The organism is Streptomyces sp. NPDC002884, from assembly GCF_040295245.1.
Taxonomy (GTDB): Bacteria; Actinomycetota; Actinomycetes; order Streptomycetales; family Streptomycetaceae; genus Streptomyces.
This window is the reverse complement of sequence record NZ_JBEOVB010000001.1, coordinates 844,633-869,674: the sequence shown is the minus strand read 5'-3', so window position 1 is coordinate 869,674 and position 25,042 is coordinate 844,633. Positions and strand designations below refer to the sequence as shown.

Genomic DNA, 25,042 nt, shown 5'->3' with positions numbered 1-25,042 from the left:
CCATGACGGAGATCGACACCTCGGTACCGCACTCGGCCCGTATCTGGAACTACTGGCTGGGCGGCAAGGACAACTACCCCGTGGACGAGGCGGCCGGCGACGCCTACACCGCCGTCTTCCCCGGCATCGTCACCATCGCCCGCAGCAGCCGTGCCTTCCTCGGCCGCGGCATCCGCTACCTCGTCGAGGACGCGGGCATCCGCCAGTTCCTCGACGTCGGCACCGGCCTGCCCACCGTCGACAACACCCACGAGGTCGCCCAGCGCCTCGCCCCCGAGTCGCGGATCGTCTACGTCGACAACGACCCGCTGGTCCTCGCCCACGCCCGCGCGCTGCTCACCTCCACCCCCGAGGGCGTGACCTCCTACGAGGACCTGAACCTCTACGAGCCCGCGCGCATCCTGGAAGCGGCGGGCCGGACCCTCGACCTCACCCGCCCCACCGCCCTGATCCTCAGCGGCATCCTCGGCCACGTCGAGAGCTACGACCGCGCCCGCGACCTCGTCGGCGCCCTGCTGGCCGGCCTGCCCCCGGGCAGCTTCCTCTGCGTCAACGACGGCTCCCGTGGCACCGATCCCGCCTACGAGCAGGCCCAGGACGCCTACAACGAGACCGGTGCCGTCCCGTACTTCCTGCGCCCGGTCGACCAGATCGAGGGCTACTTCGAGGGGCTCGACCTGGTGGCGCCCGGTGTGGTGTCCGTCCCGATGTGGCGCCCGGACGGAACGCCTCCGCTGCCGATCGGCCAGCACGGCGGCGTCGGCCGCAAGCCCTGACACCCGGCGCGGCGCCCCTTTGCCGGGGTCACGGCCGGCGCAGCAGCCCCCGCTCCATGGCCACCACCACCGCCCGGGTCCGGTCGTTCACGTCGAGCTTGGCGAACAGGCGCAGCAGATGGGTCTTGACGGTGGCCTCCGAGATCACCAGACGCCGGCCGATCTCGGCGTTGGTCAGCCCGTCGGCGACCGCGCCGAGGACGTCCGTCTCCCGGGCGGTCAGCGCCTCCTGGACCGGGCGCCGCAGCCGGGCCACCAGCTTCTGGGCCACCCGGGGCGCGAGCACCGTCTCCCCGCGCGCCGCCGCCCGGATCGCGTCGACGAGCTGCTCGCGGGTGGTGTCCTTCAGCAGATAGCCGATGGCGCCGGCCTCCACCCCGCGCTCGATGTCCGCGTCCGTGTCGTACGTCGTCAGGATCAGCACCCGGGTGCGCGGATGGCGGGCGACGATCTCCGTCGTCGTCCTGACCCCGTCGAGGACCGGCATCCGCAGATCGACCAGAGCCACGTCGGGGTCGTGCAGTGCGACGAGTTCGAGCGCGGCGCGGCCGTCCCCCGCCTCGCCGACGATCTCGATGCCGTCCTCACCGGCCAGCAGGGCCACCACCCCGGCCCGCATCACGGTGTGGTCGTCGACCACGACGACCCGCAGCGCCGTCACCTCGCTCACCTCGCTCATCGCCCTCATCGCGCTCCCTCCGGGCCCTGGGCCAGCGGGATCGACGCCAGGATCCGCGTGCCGTCCCCGACCGAGCTGGTCACCGTCAGCCGTCCGCCCAGTTCCGCCACCCGCTTGCGCATCCCGTCCAGTCCGAAGCCTCTCGACTCCTTCACCACGAACCCGGCGCCGTCGTCGGTGATCTCCAGCTCCACCCCGTAGGCCCGCCGGGCCAGCACCACCCCGACCGTGGAGGCCCTGGCGTGCTTGCGGACATTGGCCAGGGACTCCTGGGTGCAGCGCAGCAGCGCGATCCGGGTCCGCTGATCGCAGTCGAGGTCCGCCAGATCGGCGTCCACGGTGAGCCCGGTGTCCTCCACGAAGCGGTCCAGGACCCGCCGCAGGGCCGGCGCCGCGGGGCCCGCCACCGCGGCGCCCGCCTGCCCGCCCGAGCCGACCAGCTCCCTCGCCTCCGCCAGGTTCTCGCGGGCCGTCGACTCGATCGACCGCAGCTGCTGGGCGCTGCGCGCCGGATCGGCCGCCTGCCCGGCCCGGGCCGCCTCCGCCAGCACCACGATCGACGCGAAGCCCTGCGCGAGGGTGTCGTGGATCTCGCGGGCCAGCCGCTCCCGCTCGTCCGCCGCACCCTGCCGCTGGTGCGCCGCGGAGAGCTGCGCCTGGGTCCGCTCCAACTCCTCGATGAGCCGCGCCCGTTCGGTGCTCTGTGCGACCACCGAGTGTGCCCACAGCCCGATCAGCACCCCCACCGCGACGACGATGAGGGTGGACACGGCCGTCTCGCCGAGGAACTCCGCCGACCAGCCCTGCTGGAGCCAACTGCCCAGCAGTGTCGACGCGGTGGCGAGTCCGAGGAACCCCATGGAGATCCTCGGGGTCCGCCCGAACATCCAGTAGTGCGGCAGCGTCACCATGAACAGCGCCGCGTAACTGGTGCGCAGATACGCCAGCCCGCCGAGCGCGAGCACCAGCACCGTGAGATAGCCGTGCGGCCGTACGACGGGGTTGCCGGGGAAGCGGTCGAGGAGCGCGTAGCACAGCACCACGCTGCCCAGCAGTGCGAGCGCCTGGTACATGCCCCCGCCGGGCCGGCCCAGGGTGGCGATCCCGACGGCCATCGCGGCGAACAGCACCCAGCACACCGCGTTCCAGCGGCGCAGGGAGGTGGCCCAGAAGACGTCGGCGGAGGGCCCGGCGAGAGCGGTCATACCGATCAACGTACGTCGACCACCGGCCGCCCGGTGGGCACTTGGGCCTGCGGGCCCGCCGGCCCCCGGTCCGGCCGCGACGGCCACCAGCTCCGCTCGCCCAGCAGCAGCATCGCCGACGGCAGGATCAGGATGCGTACGACGAAGGCGTCCAGCAGGACGGCCGCCGCGAGCACGAACCCGATCTGCTTCATCTCGATGATATGGAGGAAGACGAAGCTCACGAACACCGTCGTCATCACGACCGCCGCGCTGGTCACCACGCTCGCCGACCGGCGCACCCCGTCGAGCACCGCCTGCCGGGTGGGGGTGCCCGCGAGCACGGCCTCCCTGATCCGGCTGACGACGAACACCTGGTAGTCCATGGAGAGTCCGAAGAGGATCACGAACAGGAACAGCGGCACGCGTGACCCGATCGAGCCGGTCGAGCGGAAGTCCAGCAGTCCCTCGGCCCAGGTGTGCTGGAACACCAGGACCAGCAGCCCGAGCGCGGCCGCCGCCGACAGCAGGTTCAGCACCACACCGATCAGCCCGAGGGCGACGGAGCGGAACGCGTACAGCGTCATCAGGAAGGTCACCAGCAGCAACGCCCCGAGGACGAGAGGCAGTTTGCCGTTCTGGTGTGCCGGATAGTCGGTGTACCGGGCCACGTCACCGCTCACGCCGTACTCGGCGCCGGCGATCCGGCCGACCGTGCCGGGCAGGTAGTCGTGGCGCAGATGGTCGAGGGAGTCGTACGCCCGGTCGGAGTTCCCGAGGTACGGCACGCGCAGTTCGAGGGTGCTGACACGGTGGTCCGCGGAGGTGCGGAGCCGGGGCGTGCCGGTGAACAGGGGGTCGGCGTCCGTGAGCCCGGCCAGTGCGTCCAGTGCTTCGGCGACCTCGTCGGCCTGTGCGGCGTCGGCGCGCACGACCACCTGGTGGGTGACCCGCTGCTGCGGGAACGCCTCGTTCAGCCGGTCGTACACCCGCATCGCGGGGATCTCGCGGGAGTGGGTGTCCCGGCTCATCTCCGTGATGTGCAGTCCGGCCAGCGGGACGACGAGCGCGAGCAGGGCGAGCACGGAGACGCAGAGGGTGGCGAGGGGGTGCCGGGCGGCGGGGCGCAGCAGCGCGGTCCAGATCCGGCCGCCGTTCCCGCCGCTCCCGTCGCTCCCGTCGGTCCCGTCGGTCCCGTCGCTCCCGCCGCGGGGACGGCGGGCGGGCCTGCCCCGCTCCGCCCGGCGGGCGGCCCTGCGCTCCGCCCGCTTCCCGAGCACCGTCAGCAGCGCGGGGAGCGCCGTCAGGGAGCTGGCCATCGCGACCAGGACGACCACGACGGTGCCGGTGGCGAGCGAGGAGAAGACGACGTCCGAGGCCAGGTACAGCGTGGCCGTGGAGGCGACGACCGCGAACCCGGAGACCACCACCGCCCGGCCCGAGGTGGCGGCCGCCAGCTCGACCAGGGCCTGCGAGCTCAGCCGCCCCCCGGAGCGGGCCCGCTCCTCGCGCTCCCGCTTCAGATGGAAGAGCGTGTAGTCGACGCCGACGGCGAGGCCGATCATGAGGATGACGTTGGTGCCGACCCCGGTGTCCGGGGAGACGTGCGAGGCCACCATGGACAGTCCGACGGCCGCCGCGATCGACGACAGCGCGAGCAGCAGCGGCACGGCGGCCATGGTGAGCGAGCCGAAGACGACCAGCAGGGTCAGCAGGGTGACCGGCAGGGTGATCTTCTCGGAGAGCGCGAGGTCGTCACCGCGCTGTGCGTCGACCCCCTTGCTGATGGAGGGGCTGCCGGTCTCCTGGAGCAGCAGCTCGGGGTGGGCCCGCTGGACGGCCGCGGTCTGCGCGGTGAGCGCGTCGACCTTGTCCTTGGCGTCCCGCTCCTCGCCCTTCAGGGCCACCTCGACCATGCGGATCCGGCCGTCGGCGGAGTCGACCGGCGCGGCCACCTCCGCGACCTCGGGCAGCCGCTCCATGCGGGCGGTGAGATCCCGGACGGCGGACCGGGCCGCCTCGGCGTCGAGGGCGCCCGACCGCGCGGAGATCAGCACCTGCTCGGTGGATCTGCGTTCCAGGTGTCCTTCGGCCGCGACGGCCTCGGCCCGGCCGGCCTCGCCGACCCGGTAGTCGGCCGTCCTCGCGCTGTTCATTCCGACGGCACCGCCGGCCGCCAGGCACAGCAACACGAACACCAGCCAGCCGACGATCGCCCGCCAGGGGTGCCGGGCGCTGGAACGCGCCATGCGCACAGTGAGTGAGTTCATGCCCAAAAGCCTGTCCGGCCAGGGCAGTCGGCGGACAGAGGTGCCCGGTTGAACTTCCCGTCCACCGATCGGTGGACCCGGAGCGGGGGGATGTCCCCCGGCCGGGACCGGCGAGGAGCAGGCGAGGAGGCAGCGCCTAGGCGGCCGTCCGCGGCGGTGTCCGGAACTCCTCCGGGAGATCGAAGCCGGACCGCCAGTTGAAGTAGGACTGCACCCGCACACAGCCCTCGTGGGTGCAGCGCCGGTACTTGTCGAGTTCCGCCCTGTGCACCGGTACCTGCGTCTGCGTCAGGGCGAAGGCCCGCTCGGGGCCGTGCAGGTGCCGGAAGTGCTGCTCGGTGTCCCCGCAGTTGGGGCAACGCCGCTTCGGAAGACCCATGCGGGCCACTGTCGCCCGGAACGCCGTTCCTTGGGAAGCCCCCGCGCCCGCCCGCGCGCACGGGAGCGGACCGCACGGGAACGGCCCCGCGAGTCATGTCCTCGCGGGGCCGTTCCTTCACTCCGCCTGCCGCCGTGAAGGGTGAGAAGACGATCACGAGGCAGGACGCTTCACGGCCGGCTCAGGGGGCGAGCAGCAGCACGTCCGCACGGGACCTGGCGGCCTCGAGCCGCCGCGCCACGTCCTGCCAGTTCACGACGGCCCACATCGCCTCGATGAAGTCGACCTTCTGGTTCCGGTACTGGAGGTAGAAGGCGTGCTCCCAGGCGTCGAAGACGAGGATCGGCACGGAACCCTGGCCGACGTTGCCCTGGTGGTCGTAGACCTGTTCGACGATCAGGTGACCGCTGAGCGGCTCGTAGGCGAGGACGCCCCAGCCGGAACCCTGGGTGGTCGCGGACGCCTTGGTCAGCTGGGCCTTGAAGCCGGCGAACGAGCCGAAGGACTCGGTGATCGCGTCCGCGAGGTCGCCGACGCCGTCCGCCGCGAGGGGCTCGCCGCCGCCGTCGCCGGTCATGTTGGCCCAGTAGATGCTGTGCAGGATGTGGCCGGAGAGGTGGAAGGCCAGGTTCTTCTCCAGGCCGTTGAGGGCCGCCCACTGCTCCTTGTCCCGCGCCTGCGCCAACTGCTCCAGGGTGTCGTTGGCGCCCTTCACATAGGCCGCGTGGTGCTTGTCGTGGTGCAGCTCGATGATCTCCGGGCTGATCACGGGCGCGAGCGCGGAGTAGTCGTAGGGCAGTTCGGGCAGCGTGTAGACGGGCATGCGGGATCCCCTCGAACCTCTTATTGCAAGTTACTTGCAGGTGCAGGCTAGCAACAAGAAGGGGGTTCCGGGCAAGAACGAGAGGGCGTGGCGGCAACGCGAAGGCCCTCACGCGTCTTTCACGTGAGGGCCGACGGTCCGGACGGGCCGGACGGATCCGCGGTGCGGCTAGGCGGCTACGGAGGTGTAGTGCGCCGCGTCGCCCTCGATCGAGTAGCTCTCCTTGCCGTCGATGCCGACCGGGATGTCGCCCGCGACCGTCACCCGGTGCAGCCGGCGGGGCTGTCCGTCGTAGTTGTCGACCGCGTAGTGCTGGGTGATGCGGTTGTCGAACAGGACCAGCTGGTTCTCCGACCAGCGGTGGCGCAGGATGTTCTCCGGCCGCGTGACGTACGACTGGAGCAGGTCCAGGATCTTGCGGGACTCGGCCACCGACAGGCCCACGATGCGCTGGGCGAACCCGCCGATGAACAGGCCGCGCTCGCCGGTCAGCGGGTGCACACGGACCACCGGGTGGACCGTGCGGTACTTGATCGAGGTGAACTGGGCGCGCGCGGCGGCCTGCTCCTCGTCGACCGCCTCCTGCGGCACCGCGTAGTCGTAGTCGTTGGTGTGCTCGGCCCACAGGCTGTCGGCGAGCTGCCTCAGCGGCTCCGGCAGCTGACGGTAGGCGGCCGCCGAGCTGGTGATCAGGGTCTCGCCGCCGTACGGCGGAAGGACCAGGCTGCGCAGGGTGCTGGCCTGCGGCGGGTTGAGGACGAAGGTGACGTCCGTGTGCCAGTGGTTGGCCGCGCGGCCGCGCTCGCTGTCGACCGGCAGCACGTTCGGGGCGCTGTCGATCGCCGGCACGGTCGGGTGGGCGGTGGTGAGGTCGCCGAAGTGGCGGACGAAGGCCTGCTGGCCCTCGTCGTCCAGGTCCACGTCGTCGAAGACCAGGGCCTTGTGGACGTTGAGCGCCTCGCGCAGGGCGGTGTACGTCTCCTCGTCGAGGGGCTTCGCGATGTCGACGCCGAAGACCTGGGCGCCGATGTTCGCGGTGACCTTGCGGATCTCGATGCTCATGGGAAGGTCCTTTCGGGCGGGGGTCAGACGAGGGCGGGTGCGGCTGCGTTCACGTACTGGTTGGCGGGGCGCGGGAGGCCGTACCTCTCGCGCAGGGTCGTGCGCGGGCCGTACTCGGTGCGCAGCAGACCGCGGGCGCGCAGGATCGGCACGACGTGGTCGACGAAGGCGTCCAGACCGGAGGGCAGCACCGCGGGCATGATGTTGAACCCGTCGGCGGCGCCCTGGGTGAACCAGCTCTCGATCGCGTCGGCGACCTGCTCGGGCGTACCCGCGAAGGTGAGGTGCCCGCGCCCGCCGCCGAGCCGCCCGATCAGCTGCCGTACGGTGAGGCGCTCGCGCCGGGCCAGCTCCACCACGAGGGTGTAGCGGCTCTTGGCGCCCTCGATCGCGCTCTCCGGCGGCAGGTCGGCGGGCAGCTCCGAGTCCAGTTCCAGGGCGCCCGGCTCCAGCTGGAGCAGCTGCTCCAGCCGCTCGACCCCGTGCGTGTGCACGATGTGGTCCTCCAGGATCTGCTCGTTCGCGCGGGCCTCGGCCTCCGTCGAGCCGATCACCGGGACGATCCCGGGCAGCACCTTGATGTGCTCGGGATCCCGGCCGGCCTGCCGGGTCCGGGACTTGAGGTCGGCGTAGAAGGCCTGCGCGTCGGCGAGCGTCTGCTGCGCGGTGAACACCGCCTCCGCGTACCGGGCCGCGAACGCCTTGCCGTCCTCGCTCGACCCGGCCTGCACCAGCAGCGGGTAACCCTGGGGCGAACGCGGGACGTTGAGGGCGCCCTCGACGCTGAAGTACGTGCCCTGGTGCCGGGGCGGGTGGACCTTCGTGTCGTCGCCCCAGACGCCGGCCGCCTTGTCGGCGACGATCGCGTCGTCCTCCCAGCTGTCCCAGAGTTTCAGGGCCACGTCGAGGAACTCCCCGGCCCGGGCGTAGCGCTCGGCGTGCGCGGGCTCGGCGTCCAGACCGAAGTTGCGGGCGGCCTCGGCGCCGGCGGTGGTGACGATGTTCCAGCCCGCCCGGCCGCCGCTGATGATGTCGAGGGAGGCGAACTTACGGGCCAGGTTGTAGGGGGAGTTGTAGGAGGTGGAGGCGGTGGCGATGAGACCGATGTGCCGGGTGGCCGTGGCCAGCGCGGTGAGCAGCGTGAGCGGCTCCAGGGAACCGGCCGGTCGCTGGGCGATGTTGCCCCAGAGCTGCGGGCCGTCGGCCAGGAACAGGGAGTCGAAGGTGCCGCGTTCGGCGATCCGGGCCAGGTGGACGTAGTGGTCCAGCTCCACGTGGGCGTACGGGTCGCTCTCCGGGAGCCGCCAGGACGCCTCGTGGTGGCCGGTGTTCATCAGGAACGCGTTGAGGTGGAGCTGTCGTCCGTTGTGAGCCGTGGTCACTTGTGGTCCTCCGTGACGCCCAGGGCGGCGAGCAGGCGTTCGCGGTACTCGCCGAGCAGCGGGTCCCGGTACGAGCGCGGGTGCGGGCGGTCGATGGTCAGGTCGAGGCCGATACGGCCGTGGTCGAGGACGAGGACCCGGTCGGCGAGCACGATCGCCTCGTCCACGTCGTGGGTGACGAGCAGCACGGAAGGCCTGTGGCGCTCCCACAGCTCGCGCAGCAGGGAGTGCATCTTGATCCGGGTGAGCGCGTCCAGCGCCCCGAACGGCTCGTCGGCCAGCAGGAGTTCGGGCTCACGGACCAGCGAGCGGGCCAGCGCGGCACGTTGCGCCTCACCGCCGGACAGCTCGTTGGGCCAGGCCCGCTCGCGGCCCTTCAGCCCCACCTCGGCGAGGGCCTCGCGGCCCTTCTGCTCCGCCTCCTTGCCGTCCAGCCCCAGCAGCACGTTGTCCAGCACCCGCCGCCAGGGCAGCAGCCGGGAGTCCTGGAAGACCACCGACACCCGCTCCGGGGCCGTGAGCTGCCCGCTGCCGACGACCTCGTGGTCGAGGTGGGCGACCGCCCGCAGCAGGGTGCTCTTGCCGGACCCGCTGTGGCCGAGGAGCGCCACGAACTGGCCGGCGGGGATGTCCAGGTCGATGCCGTCGAGGACCGTGCGGTCCTCGAACGACCGGGTCAGACCGCGCAGACGGACGGCGGTGGAGCGGGTCAGCTGCTCAGTGTGCGGCGCCACGACAGCACCCTCCGTTCGATGAGACGGACCACGGTGTCGGAGAGGAGACCGAAGACGCCGTAGATGAGGAGGCCGACGAGGATGACGTCCGACTGGCCGTAGTTCTGGGCCTGGAACATCATGTAGCCGAGGCCGCTGGTGGCGTTGATCTGCTCCAGGACCACCAGGCCCAGCCAGGAACCGGTCACCCCGAGCCGGAGTCCCACGAAGAATCCGGGCAGTGCGCCGGGGATCACGATCTGCCGGATGAACTGGACCTTCGACAGGCCCTGCACCTCGGCGAGTTCGACGAACCGGTGGTCGATGCCGGACAGCGCGGCATGCGTGTTGAGGTAGATCGGGATGTAGACCACGATGGCGATGATCGCGATCTTGAAGGTCTCGCCGATGCCCAGCCAGAGGATGAACAGCGGGATCAGACCGAGGGTCGGGATCGCCCGGTTGAGCTGCACGGTCCCGTCGATCAGGGCCTCGCCGGACCGGGTCAGCCCCGAGGCCAGCGCGAGCACGACCCCGGCGGTCAGACCGATCGCGAAGCCGTAGGCGGCGCGCTCCAGCGAGGTGAGGACGTCGGTGGTCAGTGTCCCGTCGGTCCACAGGTTCACGCCGGTCCGCAGCACCGTCCAGGGTGCGGGGATCGCCCCGGTGTCCAGCTGCCCGGCGGCCGAGGCGGCGGCCCACAGGACGATGAGCAGCAGGGGCCCGACGAGCCGTGAGGCGGGCCACGGTTTGCCGGGGGAGAGGCCACGGCGTCGTTGCCGGCGGCGACCTGGAGGGGCGTCGTCGGCGGTGCCGGCGGCTGCCTTGGCGGCGTCGGCGGGGACCGTGGTCTCGGTCGTGCCGGTGCCGGCGGGGACCGTGGTCTCGGTCGTGCCGTTGTCCGCGGCCGTGCCGGTGTCCTCGGTCGTGCCGGTGGTCGTGGTCGCGCCGGCGTCCGTGCTCGTGCTCGTGCTTGCGCTGGTGGTCATGGCGGTCAACTCCGGTACTCGGCTGCCACGGACTTGGCGGCGATGCCCTCGAAGCGGTGGTCGAACAGCGAGGAGACGTCGAACTTCTTCACGAAGCCGCCCTCCGCGAGGAGGTCCGCGGTCTCCTGCTCCCACTTGATGGCCTCGTCCCAACTCGGCGGGAACAGCGGCTTGTTGGCGAGCGCGGTGATCGACTGGGCCTGGTCGAGGGTCAGGTTCTGCGTCTTGACGTAGAACTCCTCGTTCCAGGCGTCCGGGTTCTCGTAGCTCCACACCAGGCCCTGCGCCCACTGCGGGATGTACGCGGCGACGGCGGCGGCCTTCGCCTTGTCGTTCAGCACGGACGCCGGCGCCCACAGCAGGCTGAGCAGGTCGACGACGTCGGTGGCGATGATGCGGGCGCCCTTCGACCCGTACTGCTTGAGATAGGCGGGCGACTGGGTGTTGCCGAGCGGGGCGATGTCCACCTGGCCCGACTGCAGGGCGGTGAGGAACTGGTTGCTGGTCAGCGGGACCAGCCTCACGTCGTCGTACTTCAGGCCCGCCTTCTTCAGCGCCCGCAGCAGCACGACGCCCTGCGCCTGCCCCTGGGAGAACGCCAGCTTCTTTCCGCGGAAGTCGTCGACGGTCTTGATGTCGCTGCCCGGCTTGGTGGCGAAGACGTAGTTCGGCTTGCGGGTGATGTTGATCGCGACGATTTTCGCGTCGAAGCCCTGGTAATGCGCCTGGATCGGCGGAATGCCCGCGTTGTTGGCAACGTCCAGGGACTTGGCGCGGAAGGCGTTGATGACGTCGGGGCCGGCCCCGATGTTCAGCCAACTCGACACCGTGAAGGGCAGTTCGGGGAGCTTCGCCAGCTTCAGCTGCAACTGCTGCGAGCCCTGGTAGGAAGCGATCTTCAGGCTCGTGCCGGCCGGCACCTTGTCGGCGAGCGGGGCCGTGGAGGCGCCCTCGCCACCGGTGGCGGCACTGCTCTCGGCGCAGCCGCTGAGCCCGGCGACACCGGCGGCGGCGCCCAGCAGCGAGGCGAGGAAGAGACGCCGGTCGACACCGGTCGTACGGGAAACAGGCACGGGAGAACCCCCAGGGGAAAACGGAGACAAGGCAGGCGGAAGCCGGCAGAGGAAAGCGGGCGTGGCAGAGACTGCAAGGGGACTTCGGGAATCGAGAGATATCCGCAAGAAATCCGCAAGGGATCTGCAACAAAACCGAAACGAATCCTGCGACTAGAGGCAGGAGAAGGACGCGCTCCCGGCGCGCCGGGGCGTCAGCAACAGAAAGTGCGACAGCTCATGAGAAAGATGTTCCTGTCCACGTGTGGGGCCTGTCAACATTCGGAGTTTCTGAATTAACTCGACTCAGGTGGGACGCCATGGGGGCGAGGCCACGACGAGGCCAGCGGATCCCGGTAGAGGACGTCCAGCGCCACCGCCCCGCCCGCCACGGCCAGCACGGAGTCGGGGAAACTGCTCGGTGAGACGGCGGCGGAACGCCCCGCCCCGACCTCGTCCCGCAGCGCGGCGAGGCAGTCCTCCCGGAACAGCACGCCCACCTCGGTGACGACGACCCGCTCCGGATTGAGCACGTCGAGCAGCAGCCCGGCCGCCCGGCCCACCATCCGCGCCCGCTCCCGCAACAGCCGTGCGGCCACCGGGTCACCGGCCTGTGCCGCGGCGACCACGTGCATCGGGTTCACCCCGTCGATCACCCCGGCCTGCCGGGCCCGCCGGCACAACGTCCGCTCGCTCAGCTCCACCTGGAGGCAGCCGACCCGGCCGCATTCGCAGGACTCCGTGCCGCCGGCCAACGGCAGATGCGCGATGGCTCCCGCCTGCGAACGCGGCCCGTGGTGCACCTCGTCGTTCGTGGCGAACGCCGCGTCGACCACGTTCCCGACGAACAGATGCAGCACGCTGAGGTCGCCGCGCGCCCGCCCGAACAGCCGCTCCGCGTTGACCAACGCCCGCGCGTGCCCGTCCACCTGGACCGGCAGCCCGGTGTGCGCGCCGACCGTCTCCCGCACCGGCACGTCCCGCCAGCCCAGCAGCGGATGCTCGACGACGGTGCCCGAGTCCCGGTCCACCCAGCCGCCGACGGCGACCCCCACCCCGAGAGCCCGGCAGCCGGGAGTCTCCTTCAGCAGCGCGCCGAGCCCGTCGGCGGCCCGCGCCAGCAGCTCGGACGGTTCGAGGCGGCCCCGATGCTTCAACTCCCGCCGTGCCACCACCCGGCCGCGCAGATCCAGCAGCGACACGGTCGTGTAAGGCACCGCCACATGCACCCCGCCCACCACGAACCGCGAGTCGTCCAGATCCACCGGAACGTGCGGCCGGCCCACCCCGTTGCTGCGTCGGGGCGCCGCCGCCTCCCGGATCAGCCCGAGCCCGGTGAGCCGGGCGCAGTGGTCGGTGACGGAAGCGGGGGACAGCCCGGTGAGCCGGGCGATGGTGGAGCGGGCGACCGGTCCGTGCTCCAGCACGGACCGCATGATCACACTGGCGCTGGTACGCCGCCGGTCGCTGTCGGCGACCCGGGTAACGGGAGAGGTCGGGGCGGGAGGAACCGCGGTACGGGGCATGGGGAACTTCCTCGGAAGTCGGGAGCCGGTCCGACACTGCGCCGTCTGTGGGGCGCGGCGCGCCGGATGATCGGCTCCGCCCGCCTCACACCGGAGGGCGACAGGCGGCCGCGCCCACGCGTCGCAGGTCGACATGGCGACGCGACGAGAAGTTCAGGGACTGGGCCTGGGCAACCATGGCTCGAAGCTAGCAAAGGGGGGCCAGCCCTGCCCAGATGGCGACCGACGGGCGAGACGCCCGCCGTTCGATTGGCGAAACCCTACAGAGACCGCCCGGGGTCCCCGCGTATCCCGAGCCACTCCACCTCAGTGACCGGGGTCACCTCGTACCGCGTGTAACCCGCACTCTTTGTCAGGAGCCCACCAACCTCGCGCTCGAGCGTTTGTCGATCGCGGACGGTGATCACCTCGACCCCCCTGGGATAGCGTCGCCGTGTCCCGTCCGTCCCCGTCCCGCGGAGTCCCCATGAGCACCGCCGCCGTCAGCCCCGCTCGTCCCGGAAAGGTCCTCGCCGACCTTCTCCCCGCTTCCCGTGTCCGGGACATCGCGCTCGTGCTCGGCGGTGCCGCGCTCACCGGCCTCGCGGCCCAGATCGCGGTCCCGGTTCCCGGCTCCCCGGTCCCGGTGACCGGCCAGACCTTCGCCGCGCTGCTCGTCGGCACCACCCTCGGCGTCCGCCGCGGGGTCTCCTCCCTCGCCGTCTACGCGGTGGCCGGTCTCGCCGGCGTGCCGTGGTTCGCGGGCGGCGGTTCCGGCGTCTCCGTCTCCTTCGGCTACATCCTCGGCATGATCCTCGCGACCGCCGCCGTGGGCGCCCTGGCCCGCCGGGGCGCCGACCGCTCCGTGCCGCGCATGGCGGTCACGATGCTCCTGGGCGAGGCGATCATCTACCTCGTCGGCGTCCCGTACCTGGCCTACGCCGCCGACATGTCCGCCTCCGCCGCGATCGCGGCCGGCCTCACCCCGTTCCTGATCGGCGACGCCGTCAAGGCGGTCCTGGCGATGGGTCTGCTTCCGACGGCCTGGAAGCTCGTCAAGGAGTAACCGCCCGCAGGCGCTCACGAAGGGGTTCGCCGGACCGGCTCGCAGCACGCGACCCGGCCCGGCGAACCCCTTTCGCGTTTCCTCTCACGCCCGTCGCGCGTGCGGCGGGCTCAGCCCTCCCGCTGCTCCGGCCGGCGCTGGGACCACCACAGCCCGGCCGCGCCCGCCGCGAGCAGCGCCGCTCCGGCCGCGCCGAGCGGCAACACGTCCCGGCCGACGCCGGTCTTGGGCAGTTCCTCGCCGCCGGGACCCACGGGCGTGTTGTCGGTGCCGAGGAGCAGCGGGGTGGCGGGCGCGTTGGGCGACGGGTTCGTCGTACCGAACGGCACCGGGCCCTGCTGCCAGAACGTCTTCTTCCCGTCACCGGTCTGGACGGGCAGACAGATCTTCCCGGTCTTGCTCAGATCGAAGGTGGCGTCGACGGCGTACGACTTCGACGCCCCGGCCGCGAGATTGTCGATGGGGCAGGCGAAACCGCTGTTGGATCCTTCCGGAAGATCTTTCTCCGCGATGGCGTCACACCCCTGAACGCTTTTGACCGTCAGGCCGTCGAAGCCGACGACCAAAAGCCTTATCCGTCCGCTGTCCTTGGTCCCCTCGTTCTTCACCGTGGCGATGATCGCCGTTTTCTTGGAACTGTTGTCGACCGAGATCCGCTCCGGCAGTGTCGTCGTCGTCTTCACGCCCGCGGGCGCCTCGTCGACGGGCTTTCCCCCTTTGCCGCTCCCGGGTCCCTGATCGTCCGCCCCGGCAGGGAAGGAAAGGATCAACACCGCCGAGAAAGATGCCACGACCAGCGATCCGGCGACGGTCGTCGCGCGACGAGAACTCATGTTCGCCCCCCTTGGCTGCGCCTGAATTCGCAGTACTGGAAGAGGTACCACAAGATTTCTTCGCACTATGCTGGTAGGGCAGTAAGTGTGACTATTGTGTTCCAGGGGCCGGGCAATGGAGGGGGTGCAGCGGATTGCCGGGAAATGCGGGAAACGCAGAGAATCCGGGGAACACAGGGAATTCGGGGAGTGGCGGTTTCTCCGGGTTGCTGGTGACGGGGCGCTACCGGCTGGTCGAGAGTATCGGCCAGGGGGGAATGGGGCGCGTGTGGCGAGCCGCCGACGAAGTTCTCGACCGGCAGGTCGCGGTGAAGGAAATGCGTATCGACGGCCTCGACTCGGAGGACACCCGCACCCGCCGCGAACGCACCCTGCGCGAGGCCAGGGCCACCGCCCGGATCGACCATCCCAACGTGGTGCGTGTCTACGACGTCGTGGACGAGGGCGAACGCCTCTGGATCGTCATGGAGTTGGTCGTGGGCCGCTCTCTCGAACGGATCATGGCCGAGGAAGGCCCGCTGGGTCCCCGCGAAACCGCCCGGATCGGCCTGGGCCTGGTCACGGCACTGCGCCAGGTGCACGCGAGGGGCGTACTGCACCGCGACATCAAACCGGGCAACGTCCTGGTGGAAGGCGCACGGAACGCGGGGCGGACGGGGAGCGCGGGACGGACGGGGGACACAGGGAACGAGGGGAGGACGGGGGACCGGGGGAGTACGGGCGACGGGGAGACCGGTGTGCGGCGGATCGTCCTCACCGACTTCGGCATCGCCGCGATCCAGGACACCAAGGCGTTGACCATGGTCGGCATGCTGGTCGGCTCCCCCGACTACATGGCCCCCGAGCGCATCTCGGGCCAACCGCAGGGCCCGCCCTCCGATGTGTGGTCCCTGGGCGCGACGCTCTGCGCCGCACTGACCGGCCACTCCCCCTTCTCCCGGGACACCACCCTGGCGACCCTGCACGCGGTCCTCTACGAGGAACCCCGACTCCCGTCCGACGCGGGCCCGTTGTACGGCATCCTCACCGCCCTCCTGGAGAAGGAACCCACGGTCCGCCCCACCCTCGCCGACCTGGAATCCACCCTCGAAGGCATAGCCTTCCCGCCGCCTACGCCTACGCCTACGCCTACGCTGACGGTGGTCAGGGACGAGGAGGTCGAGGGGGGCGAGGAGGCCGAGGGGGCAACCGGGGATCGCGGCCCGGAACCGGTCTCGGACGTGGGGGAGCTGCCGCTGCGGGAATCGCCGACCCGCGTACTCCTGAACGCCACGAGGACGCCCCACCCGACCCGGTCGCCAGAAGTACCCGAAGTACCCGAAGCGTTCGAAGCACCCGAAGCATCCGCCGCACCTGGCACATCTGACGGGACCGAGGGCTCCCCTGATCCCGTCCCTGAGACCTCCGCCGATGTCGTCCCCGAAGCCTCCAGCGAAGCGGCCTCGGAGATGCGCTCGGAGTCGGGCTCCGAACCGCCGTCCCCCGGTCCGCCGGGAACCTCACCCCCACGCTCCGGGATCTCGCTCTCCCGTTCCGCCGCGGTGACGGAACGCAACCCCGCCCCGAACCCGTCGCCGACCCGTCGAGCGGGCCTGCCGCCCGGCGGTGAGCTGCCGGGCCCCGCCGTTGCGGCCACTTCCGGCGTCGGCGGCAGCCGCTCGCAGGGGGATGCCGTACACGGCACGGGTCGTACGGGTCGTACGGGTCGCGCCCTTCGTACGGGGGGATGGACCGGTCGCCGTACCGGCGCGGTCGCCGGCGTCGGTGCCGTCGTCGTGGCCGTGGTCCTCGCGATCGTGCTGGCGGCGGCCCCCGGCTCGCACGACGGCGACGACCAGGCGGGCGGCTCCTCGCCCGAGCCGTCCCCGGCCACCAGCTCGAGTGCCGGCGCCGGATACGGTTCGAGTCCCTCGGCGTCGTCCACCGTCGAGGGGACGTTCAGGCCCCAGAGCCTGCCGCCCGGCGCGCACCAGGAGGCCGGAGGCTTCGCGTGGGCGACACCCAAGGACTGGCGGCGGGATGTGAAGACGGGCGCGGAGGTGCACTACACGTCCCCCGACGGCAGTCAGGAACTCGTCGCCAAGTCCTCCCTGGCCCGTGGCGATCTGATGGACACCTGGCGGACCTCCGAACGGAACGCCCACCAGGGCCGGGACTACAGCAAGATCCGCCTGGAGGAGACGACGTTCCGGGGCCTGCCGGCGGTCGTCTGGGAGTACACGTTCACCCTCCAGGGCACCCCCTGGCACGCCCGGCTCCTGGGCTTCAACGAGAGCGGGAAGTCGTACCAGATCAACACCTGGTACCAGCCCGCGGCCGAGGCGGCGGCCCTGAAGACCTACGAGAAGGTCAAGGACAGCTTCACCGTGATGTGACGTGGCGGTGAGGTGGGAGAGCGGAAAGGGGCCCGCCGCGGCGGACCCCTTTCCTCGCCCTACGAGCGCACCTACTCGACCTCGCGCCCGACGGAGGCGGAAGCGGAGGCGGACGGGGACGCGGAGGAAGAGGCGGGGGCGGAGGCGCCGGCCTTGGCCCTGGCCTTGACCCGGCCCTCCTTCAGGAAGGCGACGGCCACCACGAGGGCGGCGACGAGCAGCGACAGCAGCACGGTCGTCCGCCCGCTGCTCTCTCCCTCGGTGTCGGTCAGCATGTAACCGAGCACGAAGACGATCAGCGCGGCCGTCGCCCAGGTCAGGTACGGGTACAGCCACATCTTCACGACCAGCTTCTCCGGCGCCTCGGCCTGGATGATCTTCCGCATCCGCAGCTGCGAGAAGCAGATCACGAGCCAGACGAACAGGGCCACGGCGCCACTGGAGTTCACGAGGAAGAGGAAGACGGAGTCCGGGAACCTGTAGTTGAAGAAGACGGCGACGAATCCGAACGCCACCGAGGCGACGATCGCCGCGAGCGGGACACCGCGACTCGTCGTCCGGGCGAACATCTTCGGCGCGTCACCCCGCTGACCGAGCGAGAAGGCCATGCGGGAGGCCGTGTAGAGACCGGAGTTGAGACAGGACAGCACCGACGTCAGCACGATGAAGTTCATGATCTGACCGGCGTGCGCGATCCCGAGGGAGTCGAGGGCGGCCACATAGGAGCCCTGCTCCTTGATGGACGCGTCGTCCCAGGGAAGCAGCGTGACGACGACGAAGATCGACCCGAGGTAGAAGACGCCGATACGCCAGATGATGCTGTTCGTGGACTTCGTCACGGCGCGCTGCGGGTTCTCGGACTCGCCGGCCGCGAGGGTCGCGATCTCGCTGCCCATGAAGGAGAAGACGACGAGCAGCACACCGGTGAGGATGGCGCCGGGTCCGTGGGGCAGGAAGCCGCCGTGGTCGGTGAGGTTGCCGAGTCCCGCCTTGTCGCTGTCGACACCGGGCAGCACGCCGAAGACGGCGAGTCCGCCGACGACGATGAAGGCGCCGATCGCGACGACCTTGATCCCGGCGAACCAGAACTCGAACTCGCCGTAGGAGCCGACGGAGACGAGGTTGGTGGCGGTCAGCACCACCATCACGATGAGCGCCCATCCCCACTGCGGTACGCCGGGCATCCACCCTTCGAGGATCTTGGCCCCCGCGGTGGCCTCCACCGCGAGCACGACGACCCAGAAGAACCAGTACAGCCAGCCGATGGAGAAACCGGCCCAGCGGCCGAGCGCCCGGTCGGCGTGCGCGGAGAACGAACCGGAGGTCGGATTGGCCGCGGACATCTCGCCGAGCATGCGCATCACCAGCACCACGAGCGTGCCGACGAGAGCGTAGGACAGCAGAATGCCCGGCCCTGCGGTGGCGATACCGGAACTGGAACCGACGAACAATCCGGCTCCGATGACCCCGCCGATGGCGATCATCGACAGATGCCGGTTCTTGAGCCCTGCGTGAAGCCCGGATCCGGATCCGGTCCCGGGTTCTCCGGAACCTCCGGGGCCGTCGTCGGCCTTGGTGAGGGTCGGCTGCGAAGTCATGAGGATGGTTTTCCTTTGCGCCGCGTGAGGGGAATCAGGTGCGTCGTGCGTGGGGGGCGTACGAGCCGGTCCAGTGAATCCGAGGTGAATGAATTCGGGAACCTATGATTCCAGATCGTTACTTGAGGTTTTCCTGAGCTTCTATGGGATTGCCCAGTGTTTTCGGACGCGGCACCCGGCGCTGCTACCCCGCAACACTCGTGTCACACTCATCCCATGCGCGTGTATCTCGGCTCGGACCATGCCGGCTTCGAACTCAAGAACCACCTCGTCGAATGGCTCAAGGCGGCGGGTCACGACCCGGTCGACTGCGGCCCGCACATCTACGACGCCCAGGACGACTACCCGCCCTTCTGCCTCCGCGCCGCGGAGCGGACGGCCGCGGACCCCGAGTCCCTCGGCATCGTGATCGGCGGCTCCGGCAACGGCGAGCAGATCGCGGCGAACAAGGTGAAGGGCGTCCGTGCCGCCCTGGCCTGGAGCGAGGAGACCGCGTCCCTCGGCCGCCAGCACAACAACGCCAACGTCGTCGCCGTCGGCTCCCGCATGCACTCGCAGGACGAGGCGACGAAGTTCGTCGAGACCTTCCTCGCGACCCCGTTCTCCGAGGACGAGCGCCACATCCGCCGCATCGACATGCTCTCGTCGTACGAGACCACGGGCGACCTCCCGGCGATCCCGCCCCACCACCCCCAGCAGTAGCCGAGGGGCGGGACCTCACCGGGGTGCAGAGGCCCCGGTGAGTGGGGAGGACCGTTCACCCGGCCGGATCGGGTGGATGGGAGAGCAAGGGAGACTCCGGTGCCGGAAGGGCACACGATCCACCGACTGGCGCAGGACTACGCCCGCTTCACCCACCACCCCCTTCGAACGACCAGCCCCCAGGGCAGGTTCGCCGACGCCGCGGCCCTCCTCGCCGACACCCCCCTCACCGGCACCGAGGCCCACGGCAAACACCTCTTCCTCGGTTTCGCCGGCGACCGGTGGATCCACATCCACCTGGGCCTCTTCGGCAAGGTCGACTTCGGCCCGGCCCCCGCGCCGCCGCCCACGGACACGGTCCGGCTCCGCCTCACCGGCCCCACCGCCTACGTGGACCTCCGGGGCCCCACCACCTGCGCCCTGATCACGGGCGACGAGAAGCAGGCGATACACGCCCGCCTCGGCGCCGACCCCCTGCGCGCCGACGCCGACCCCCTGGCCGCGTACGGCCGCGTCTCCCGCAGCCGTACGACGATCGCCGCCCTCCTCATGGACCAGAAGATCATCGCCGGCGTCGGCAACGTCTACCGGGCGGAAGTCCTCTTCCGGCACGGCATCGACCCGTACCGCGCGGGCAGGGACATCACGCCCGCCGAGTGGGACGCGATCTGGGCCGACCTGGTCGTCCTGATGCGTGAGGGCGTCCGCAACAACCGCATCGACACGGTCCGTCCGCAGCACACCCCGGAGGCGATGGGCCGCCCGCCCCGCGTCGACGACCACGGCGGCGAGGTGTACGTCTACCGCCGGACCCACCAGCCCTGCCACCTCTGCGGCGACGCCGTCCGTACCGCCGACCTCGCCGCCCGCAACCTCTTCTGGTGCCCGACCTGTCAGACGAACTGACCGCGCGGGTCCCGTCGGGACATCAGAACCCGTGCGGCAGCCAAGGGGCGGTGCTCGCCCCGAAGCCCACCGCGGCCTCCGTCAGCGCGCCCCGCCGCAGCTCCCGCACCCGCCCGGCCCCGGCCAGCGAGGCAAGGCTGACACCACCGAGATAAGCGGCACCCAACTCCCTTACGGAAAGCGCGAGTTCAGGGGTGTCGGAGGTGGGCACGCACACCGCTCCCTTGGTGTCGCCCGACAGCCGCCAACGCCCCGAGTTCCAGGGGCAGAAGGCGTCCTCGACCTCCAGCACCACGTCCACCGGCGCCTGGTACGTCCGCGCCTCGAGCGCCGCGCCCACGTCGACCAGCCGCACGTACAACGAGTCCCGCACCCGCAGTTCGCACCGCCGGATGTCGGAGACGAGATGCTGCCACGCCTCGTCCATCGGCCGCCCCCGCACCTTCAGCGTGGTCGTGAGGTCGATCCCGAAGAGGAACCGCCACAGCGCCGCCTCCGTCACCGGATCGACCCCCGTCAGGTCCTGGAGCAGCACCCGACCGTTGTGCCCGCTGTCCTGCCACTCGGACCGCACCCGGAAGCGGACGTACCCGGTGACCTCGCCGTCCCGCTCGGCGAGCACGCACTGCAGCGGCGAGGCCCCGGCCCGCTCGCTCTCCGGATCCAGCAGCCCCAGTCGCTCCCAGCCGGGCCGGCGCGCGAGCATCCCGGCCCGGGCGGGCACGGTCCGCGCGTACACCGACTCGCACACCTCCAGCTCCGCGCCGGGGTCGGCGTACCGCAGCCGTACGTCGTCCGTGCCGGCCGGTACGGACAGCCGCACCCGGCTGGTGTCGATCTCGGCGTGCAGTCCGAAGGTCGCCGCCGCGTACCCGAACCGTCCGTAGATGTCCGGTTCGGAGGCGGTGAGGATCGCGAGCGGCTCGCCCCACGCCCGCACATCGTCCAGCTGCCGCCGCATCATCGACGTCAGCACCCCGCGCCGCCGGTGGGTCGCGCTGACGCCGACCATCGTCACACCCGCCGCCGGCACCGAGGCCCCGCCCGGCACCGTCAGCCGGAAGTCGTACGCCCCGGCCGTGGCCACGCACCGGCCGCCGTCCCACACGCCCAGGGAGCGCTCGTACGAGGTGAGCGCCCGGAACAGCTCCCGTTCCTCGGTCGACTCCCCGATCCCGCCGAAGGCACGGAGCAGGGTGTCGTACCACTCGTCCCATTCGTCCTGTTGCAACACCCTTGGTTCCCGCGACTCCCGCATTTCCCGCACCTTCCGCTGTTCCCGGCGCCCGGCCGCGGAAGAGGTCGCGCGGCCCGTCGCCTCACTCGTCATGGACTCATGCCTAGCAGCCCCCCGCAGGACGAGCCAGCCAATTTCTTCCTCCTCGGGGCGCGAGCGCTTTCCGTGAAGTTCACTGTGAAGTTGAGCCTCGGAGGGGGGACAAGTGGGACCTCCCGTGCCAAGCGACGGGTTCGATGGATAGGGTCCCGAACTAATGGCAGTAGGACGGCAGCGGCGCGCGGAAGCCGAAACGTTGACGGCCCGGTTGAAGCACTTGATGCACCGGGTCCGCACCGGCCTGCGCAGAAGCGCCGTGGACTACTTCCGCGGCGACGGTTCGGACTGGATCGCGCTGGCCTTCCTGCTGCTCACCGTTCCGCTGATCGCCGTCACCACACTCGCCAACTCGGTGTGGTGCTCACCGGCCGCGCTCGTCCTGCCGATCGTCGCCGGCGGACTGCTGCTGCGCCCGTCGAGCCTGCTCGGCCTGTACGCGGCGGCGGCCACCGCCCTCATCGTGGAGTCGGTGCAACTGGGCCCCTACACCGAGGGCCCGTCCAGGGTCACCCCGGGCGTGGTCCTGGTCGTCGCAGCATGCGGTTTCTTCGGCCTGCTCATCGCCCAGTTCCGCAGCCGGGTCGGCGTGCCCTGGCGGCGCGGCGGCACCATGCTCTTCGACCTGCGCGAACGCATCCGGGTGCAGAGCAAGCTGCCGAGCCTGCCGCACGGCTGGCACCGCGAGATGGCGCTGCGGCCGGCGGGAGGCCAGTCGTTCTCCGGTGACTTCGTCGTCGCGGCCCGGACGAACGGCGGCCGGACCATGGAGGTCGTCCTCACGGACGTCTCCGGCAAGGGCATGGACGCCGGTTCCCGCGCCCTTCTGCTGTCGGGCGCGTTCGGCGGCCTGCTCGGTTCGCTGCCGCCGCACGCCTTCCTTCCGGCCGCCAACGGCTATCTGCTCCGCCAGGACTGGGACGAGGGCTTCGCGACCTCCATCCACCTGGTCCTCGACCTCGACTCCGGCGACTACGAGCTCTACTCGGCCGGCCATCCGCCGGGCCTCCAGCTCAGCGCGGGCAGCGGCCGCTGGGAGGAGAAGGCCGCCGAGGGCCCCCTCCTCGGGGTGTACGACGGTGCCCAGTTCGACCCGGTGAAGGGCTCGCTGCGCCCCGGTGACGTGCTGATGCTGTTCACCGACGGCCTGGTGGAGACCTCCGACCGGGACATCGTCGAGGGCATCGACCGCCTCACCGGTGAGGCCGACCGGTATGTGGCCGGCGGCTTCCAGGGCGCCGCCTGGCACCTGATCGAGGCGGTGGCCAAGGACGTCAACGACGACCGTGCCCTGTTGCTGGTCTGCCGCGAGGGCCCCACGGCCCAGTCGGTCCCACTGTCCTGAGCTCTCCCGAACCGTCCTGAGCGCCGCCGGGACCGCTGAGGTTCCCGAGACTCCCGAAGCTCCCGAAGCTCCCGAGGGGGACCACCCGTCATGCTCACCCTGTCCGAGGTCGAGAGTCTCGCCCGTGCCGCCCACCGGGGACAGACCGACAAGGCGGGCCGGCCCTACGCCGAGCACCTCCAGGCGGTCGCCGAGGGCGTACGCGCGCGTGGCGGCGACGCCGAGCAGATCGCGGCCGCCTGGCTGCACGACGCGGTCGAGGACGACGCCCTGTCCGAGAGCTGGCTCGACGAGGCGGCGCTGAGCGACCGTACGAAGGCCGTCGTCCTGGCGATGACCAAACGGGCGGGGGAGACCCCGGAGGCGTACGCGGGCCGCATCCTGGCCACACCGGGGGCCCTGCTGGTGAAGGAGGCGGACCTGGCGCACAACGCGGACCCGGCGCGGCTCGCGGTCCTGGACGCGGCGACCCGGGCGCGGCTGACCGAGAAGTACGCACGGATGCGCGCTCTCCTCGGTCTCACCGCCCGCCGGGACGAGAGGGCCTAGCCCGCGACGTCCGCCGGCCGCTCCCGCTGGTCCCGTACGTCGGGCTGCTGCCGGCGCTCGCCCTTCTCCGGCTTGCCGCGCTCGCGGGCGAGTTCGGCGGCGTCCCGCTTGAAGGCCCAGTCCATCCTCGGTTCCACCGCGAACCGCAGCACCCGCCGAACGGGCTTGGTGCACAACACGGTGACCGCCGCGGCCACGGCCACGGTGACGGCGATCTCCCCGAGCGGGCGGTGCAGCGCGGGGTGGTCGAACCAGCCGCGGTAGTCGGCGGTCTTGAGCAGCAGGCCGTGCATCAGATAGCCGTAGAGGGTGCCCGCGCCGAGCGCCGTGAACCACATCGTGCGACCCGGCACCCAGGAGAGGAAGCAGGCGGTCAGCAGCAGGGAGCAGCCGAACAGGGCGAGCTGCATGACGGGCCCGACCCACCACGGGACGCCCAGTTCCTGCGCGGAGTTGCGGTGGTAGAGCCATCCGCTGTTCATCCGCGGCACCGCCCACCAGGAGAAGACCAGCGCGAAGGCGAACACCGGCACCGCCGCGATCCGGAACGAGCGCCGGCGCACCAGGGCGAAGTGCTCCGGCTTCAGGTTCAGGCCCAGCACGAAGAACGGCAGGAACTGAAGGACGCGCTGGAGGTCCAGATCACCGCCGATGTTCGGAGTGGCGGACGCCAGCATGGCGATGCCCAGCGCGACCGGTAGCGGATGACGGACCAGCTTCCAGATGGGCGTGGTCAGCCGCCAGATGAACAGCGCGCACAGGAACCAGGTCAGGTAGTACGGGTCGAGCAGGCTGATGTCCTGGGGAGAGCCGTCGACGTACGTCTTCAGGAGCGGGTAGGCGGTCTCGAAGACGATGTACGGCACGACGACGCCCGTCACCAGCCGCTTGAGCTTGCCGGGGCTCCCGTCGAAACTGCGGGAGAAGAAGCCGGAGATGACGATGAAGGCCGGCATGTGGAACGTGTACAGCAGCACGTACGCCGCCGTGAGGACCCGGCTGTCGCCCTTGAGCGCCTCCCAGGCGTGCCCCATCGCCACCAGCACGATCGCCAGGTACTTCGCGTTGTCGAAGAACGCGTCCCGCCGCGCGGCGGGACGTGGGGACGGTCGCTCGGCGGATCTGTCCCCGGACGGGTCGTGCTGATCGTTCTGGTTCTGGGACGAGCGGGGGCTCGGAACGAGAGACGAGGCGGCGTGGAACATTTGAGGCACCCTAGCGTCGCGCGCGCGTATTCGTAAAACGCCCCAGGTCATTCCTTGTTATTGCCCTCGGGATTGCTTGCGGATCGGCTGTTGGGGGTAGTCGTGATGGGTCGCGCTCGGCCTTGATGTCACGATTCATCCCGACTAAAAGGTGCATAACGCCGGTTGTGCACCCGTAGTTGATGTGGCTGCGGCCATAATTCGAATTACCTGCGCAGGCGTTGTGTGGACACGGCAACGACCTGCCCCAATTCCCTGTGCGGGCAGGTGCTCGAATTGCTGTGCGGCGCACCCCGGACGGACGGACCCACGCGAT

22 protein-coding genes are annotated in these 25,042 nt (G+C 70.8%); 7 read left to right on the top strand and 15 right to left on the bottom strand.

From position 1 onward, the window contains the following. Positions 1–2 precede the first annotated feature (2 nt). The gene (locus ABT070_RS03830) at positions 3–776 is read left to right on the top strand and encodes an SAM-dependent methyltransferase (RefSeq protein WP_351754128.1); all 774 of its coding nucleotides are present in this window, start codon (positions 3–5) and stop codon (positions 774–776) included. A 28-nt stretch (positions 777–804) separates the two neighbouring features. On the opposite strand, the gene ABT070_RS03825 is transcribed toward ABT070_RS03830, so the two are convergent. The 11 genes from ABT070_RS03825 to ABT070_RS03775 form a co-directional block, all read right to left on the bottom strand. Beyond that, the gene (locus tag ABT070_RS03825) at positions 805–1,455 is read right to left on the bottom strand and encodes a response regulator (RefSeq protein ID WP_351754126.1); all 651 of its coding nucleotides are present in this window, start codon (positions 1,453–1,455) and stop codon (positions 805–807) included. 5 nt (positions 1,456–1,460) lie between these two features. Continuing rightward, complete coding sequence (locus tag ABT070_RS03820; RefSeq protein WP_351754123.1) at positions 1,461–2,660, bottom strand: sensor histidine kinase; 1,200 nt, start codon at positions 2,658–2,660, stop codon at positions 1,461–1,463. A 5-nt stretch (positions 2,661–2,665) separates the two neighbouring features. Next, positions 2,666–4,909: an MMPL family transporter gene (locus tag ABT070_RS03815; RefSeq protein WP_351754120.1), complete on the bottom strand. Its 2,244-nt coding sequence runs from the start codon at positions 4,907–4,909 to the stop codon at positions 2,666–2,668. Positions 4,910–5,045: 136 nt separating this feature from the next. Further along, positions 5,046–5,288, bottom strand: a complete 243-nt coding sequence (locus tag ABT070_RS03810) for a hypothetical protein (protein WP_351754118.1) — start codon at positions 5,286–5,288, stop codon at positions 5,046–5,048. Positions 5,289–5,469: 181 nt separating this feature from the next. Beyond that, positions 5,470–6,111 carry a superoxide dismutase gene (locus ABT070_RS03805; protein WP_351754117.1) on the bottom strand — a complete coding sequence of 214 codons (642 nt, stop codon included), beginning with the start codon at positions 6,109–6,111 and terminating at the stop codon, positions 5,470–5,472. A gap of 168 nt (positions 6,112–6,279) precedes the next feature. Continuing rightward, the gene (locus tag ABT070_RS03800) at positions 6,280–7,173 is read right to left on the bottom strand and encodes a TauD/TfdA dioxygenase family protein (RefSeq protein ID WP_351754114.1); all 894 of its coding nucleotides are present in this window, start codon (positions 7,171–7,173) and stop codon (positions 6,280–6,282) included. A 23-nt stretch (positions 7,174–7,196) separates the two neighbouring features. Further along, a complete protein-coding gene (locus tag ABT070_RS03795; protein WP_351754111.1) occupies positions 7,197–8,555 on the bottom strand; it encodes an LLM class flavin-dependent oxidoreductase in 1,359 nt (452 codons plus the stop codon). Next, positions 8,552–9,289 (bottom strand): ABC transporter ATP-binding protein, encoded by a 738-nt coding sequence (locus tag ABT070_RS03790; protein ID WP_351754109.1) that lies wholly within the window; start codon positions 9,287–9,289, stop codon positions 8,552–8,554. Before ABT070_RS03790 ends, ABT070_RS03795 begins: the two co-directional genes overlap by 4 nt. Then, on the bottom strand, positions 9,265–10,257 hold the full coding sequence (locus tag ABT070_RS03785; protein WP_351754106.1) for an ABC transporter permease: 993 nt from the start codon (positions 10,255–10,257) through the stop codon (positions 9,265–9,267). Before ABT070_RS03785 ends, ABT070_RS03790 begins: the two co-directional genes overlap by 25 nt. A 5-nt stretch (positions 10,258–10,262) precedes the next feature. Further along, a complete protein-coding gene (locus ABT070_RS03780) occupies positions 10,263–11,330 on the bottom strand; it encodes an ABC transporter substrate-binding protein (protein WP_351754104.1) in 1,068 nt (355 codons plus the stop codon). A gap of 275 nt (positions 11,331–11,605) precedes the next feature. Continuing rightward, entirely contained in the window at positions 11,606–12,835 is a 1,230-nt protein-coding gene (locus ABT070_RS03775) for an ROK family transcriptional regulator (protein ID WP_351754100.1), read from the bottom strand. A 466-nt stretch (positions 12,836–13,301) separates the two neighbouring features. Here ABT070_RS03775 and ABT070_RS03770 point away from each other — a divergent pair, with 466 nt between their 5' ends. After that, positions 13,302–13,880, top strand: a complete 579-nt coding sequence (locus ABT070_RS03770) for a biotin transporter BioY (RefSeq protein WP_351754097.1) — start codon at positions 13,302–13,304, stop codon at positions 13,878–13,880. 110 nt (positions 13,881–13,990) lie between these two features. Here ABT070_RS03770 and ABT070_RS03765 read toward each other — a convergent pair whose 3' ends face one another. Beyond that, positions 13,991–14,713 (bottom strand): LPXTG cell wall anchor domain-containing protein, encoded by a 723-nt coding sequence (locus tag ABT070_RS03765; RefSeq protein ID WP_351754094.1) that lies wholly within the window; start codon positions 14,711–14,713, stop codon positions 13,991–13,993. A gap of 212 nt (positions 14,714–14,925) precedes the next feature. Here ABT070_RS03765 and ABT070_RS03760 point away from each other — a divergent pair, with 212 nt between their 5' ends. After that, entirely contained in the window at positions 14,926–17,088 is a 2,163-nt protein-coding gene (locus tag ABT070_RS03760) for a serine/threonine-protein kinase (RefSeq protein WP_351754445.1), read from the top strand. A 71-nt stretch (positions 17,089–17,159) separates the two neighbouring features. On the opposite strand, the gene ABT070_RS03755 is transcribed toward ABT070_RS03760, so the two are convergent. Further along, positions 17,160–18,686: an amino acid permease gene (locus tag ABT070_RS03755; protein ID WP_351754092.1), complete on the bottom strand. Its 1,527-nt coding sequence runs from the start codon at positions 18,684–18,686 to the stop codon at positions 17,160–17,162. Positions 18,687–18,902: 216 nt separating this feature from the next. Here ABT070_RS03755 and ABT070_RS03750 point away from each other — a divergent pair, with 216 nt between their 5' ends. Both ABT070_RS03750 and ABT070_RS03745 read left to right on the top strand, forming a co-directional pair. Then, positions 18,903–19,388: a ribose-5-phosphate isomerase gene (locus ABT070_RS03750; RefSeq protein WP_351754089.1), complete on the top strand. Its 486-nt coding sequence runs from the start codon at positions 18,903–18,905 to the stop codon at positions 19,386–19,388. A 99-nt stretch (positions 19,389–19,487) separates the two neighbouring features. Further along, positions 19,488–20,294, top strand: coding sequence for an Fpg/Nei family DNA glycosylase (locus tag ABT070_RS03745; RefSeq protein ID WP_351754086.1), 807 nt, complete (start codon positions 19,488–19,490; stop codon positions 20,292–20,294). A gap of 22 nt (positions 20,295–20,316) precedes the next feature. Here the strand turns inward: ABT070_RS03745 and ABT070_RS03740 are convergent, their stop codons facing one another. Then, positions 20,317–21,528 (bottom strand): GNAT family N-acetyltransferase, encoded by a 1,212-nt coding sequence (locus ABT070_RS03740; protein WP_351754083.1) that lies wholly within the window; start codon positions 21,526–21,528, stop codon positions 20,317–20,319. 259 nt (positions 21,529–21,787) lie between these two features. Between ABT070_RS03740 and ABT070_RS03735 the strand changes: the two genes are divergently transcribed. Both ABT070_RS03735 and ABT070_RS03730 read left to right on the top strand, forming a co-directional pair. Next, positions 21,788–22,972, top strand: coding sequence for a SpoIIE family protein phosphatase (locus tag ABT070_RS03735; protein ID WP_351754080.1), 1,185 nt, complete (start codon positions 21,788–21,790; stop codon positions 22,970–22,972). A gap of 90 nt (positions 22,973–23,062) precedes the next feature. Further along, entirely contained in the window at positions 23,063–23,521 is a 459-nt protein-coding gene (locus ABT070_RS03730) for an HD domain-containing protein (protein ID WP_351754078.1), read from the top strand. Here ABT070_RS03730 and ABT070_RS03725 read toward each other — a convergent pair. After that, the gene (locus ABT070_RS03725) at positions 23,518–24,726 is read right to left on the bottom strand and encodes an acyltransferase family protein (RefSeq protein ID WP_351754076.1); all 1,209 of its coding nucleotides are present in this window, start codon (positions 24,724–24,726) and stop codon (positions 23,518–23,520) included. The two genes, ABT070_RS03730 and ABT070_RS03725, sit on opposite strands and share 4 nt — an antisense overlap. Positions 24,727–25,042 lie beyond the last annotated feature (316 nt).

Bases quoted from the DNA above. Each gene is read 5' to 3' on its own strand.
- ABT070_RS03755 (WP_351754092.1), bottom strand. From the start codon at position 18,686: ATGACTTCGCAGCCGACCCTCACCAAGGCCGACGACGGCCCCGGAGGT.
- ABT070_RS03750 (WP_351754089.1), top strand. From the start codon at position 18,903: ATGCGCGTGTATCTCGGCTCGGACCATGCCGGCTTCGAACTCAAGAAC.
- ABT070_RS03770 (WP_351754097.1), top strand. From the start codon at position 13,302: ATGAGCACCGCCGCCGTCAGCCCCGCTCGTCCCGGAAAGGTCCTCGCC.
- ABT070_RS03775 (WP_351754100.1), bottom strand. From the start codon at position 12,835: ATGCCCCGTACCGCGGTTCCTCCCGCCCCGACCTCTCCCGTTACCCGG.
- ABT070_RS03800 (WP_351754114.1), bottom strand. From the start codon at position 7,173: ATGAGCATCGAGATCCGCAAGGTCACCGCGAACATCGGCGCCCAGGTC.
- ABT070_RS03815 (WP_351754120.1), bottom strand. From the start codon at position 4,909: ATGAACTCACTCACTGTGCGCATGGCGCGTTCCAGCGCCCGGCACCCC.
- ABT070_RS03825 (WP_351754126.1), bottom strand. From the start codon at position 1,455: ATGAGCGAGGTGAGCGAGGTGACGGCGCTGCGGGTCGTCGTGGTCGAC.
- ABT070_RS03810 (WP_351754118.1), bottom strand. From the start codon at position 5,288: ATGGGTCTTCCGAAGCGGCGTTGCCCCAACTGCGGGGACACCGAGCAG.
- ABT070_RS03735 (WP_351754080.1), top strand. From the start codon at position 21,788: ATGGCAGTAGGACGGCAGCGGCGCGCGGAAGCCGAAACGTTGACGGCC.
- ABT070_RS03725 (WP_351754076.1), bottom strand. From the start codon at position 24,726: ATGTTCCACGCCGCCTCGTCTCTCGTTCCGAGCCCCCGCTCGTCCCAG.
- ABT070_RS03820 (WP_351754123.1), bottom strand. From the start codon at position 2,660: ATGACCGCTCTCGCCGGGCCCTCCGCCGACGTCTTCTGGGCCACCTCC.
- ABT070_RS03830 (WP_351754128.1), top strand. From the start codon at position 3: ATGACGGAGATCGACACCTCGGTACCGCACTCGGCCCGTATCTGGAAC.
- ABT070_RS03765 (WP_351754094.1), bottom strand. From the start codon at position 14,713: ATGAGTTCTCGTCGCGCGACGACCGTCGCCGGATCGCTGGTCGTGGCA.
- ABT070_RS03785 (WP_351754106.1), bottom strand. From the start codon at position 10,257: ATGACCACCAGCGCAAGCACGAGCACGAGCACGGACGCCGGCGCGACC.
- ABT070_RS03805 (WP_351754117.1), bottom strand. From the start codon at position 6,111: ATGCCCGTCTACACGCTGCCCGAACTGCCCTACGACTACTCCGCGCTC.
- ABT070_RS03730 (WP_351754078.1), top strand. From the start codon at position 23,063: ATGCTCACCCTGTCCGAGGTCGAGAGTCTCGCCCGTGCCGCCCACCGG.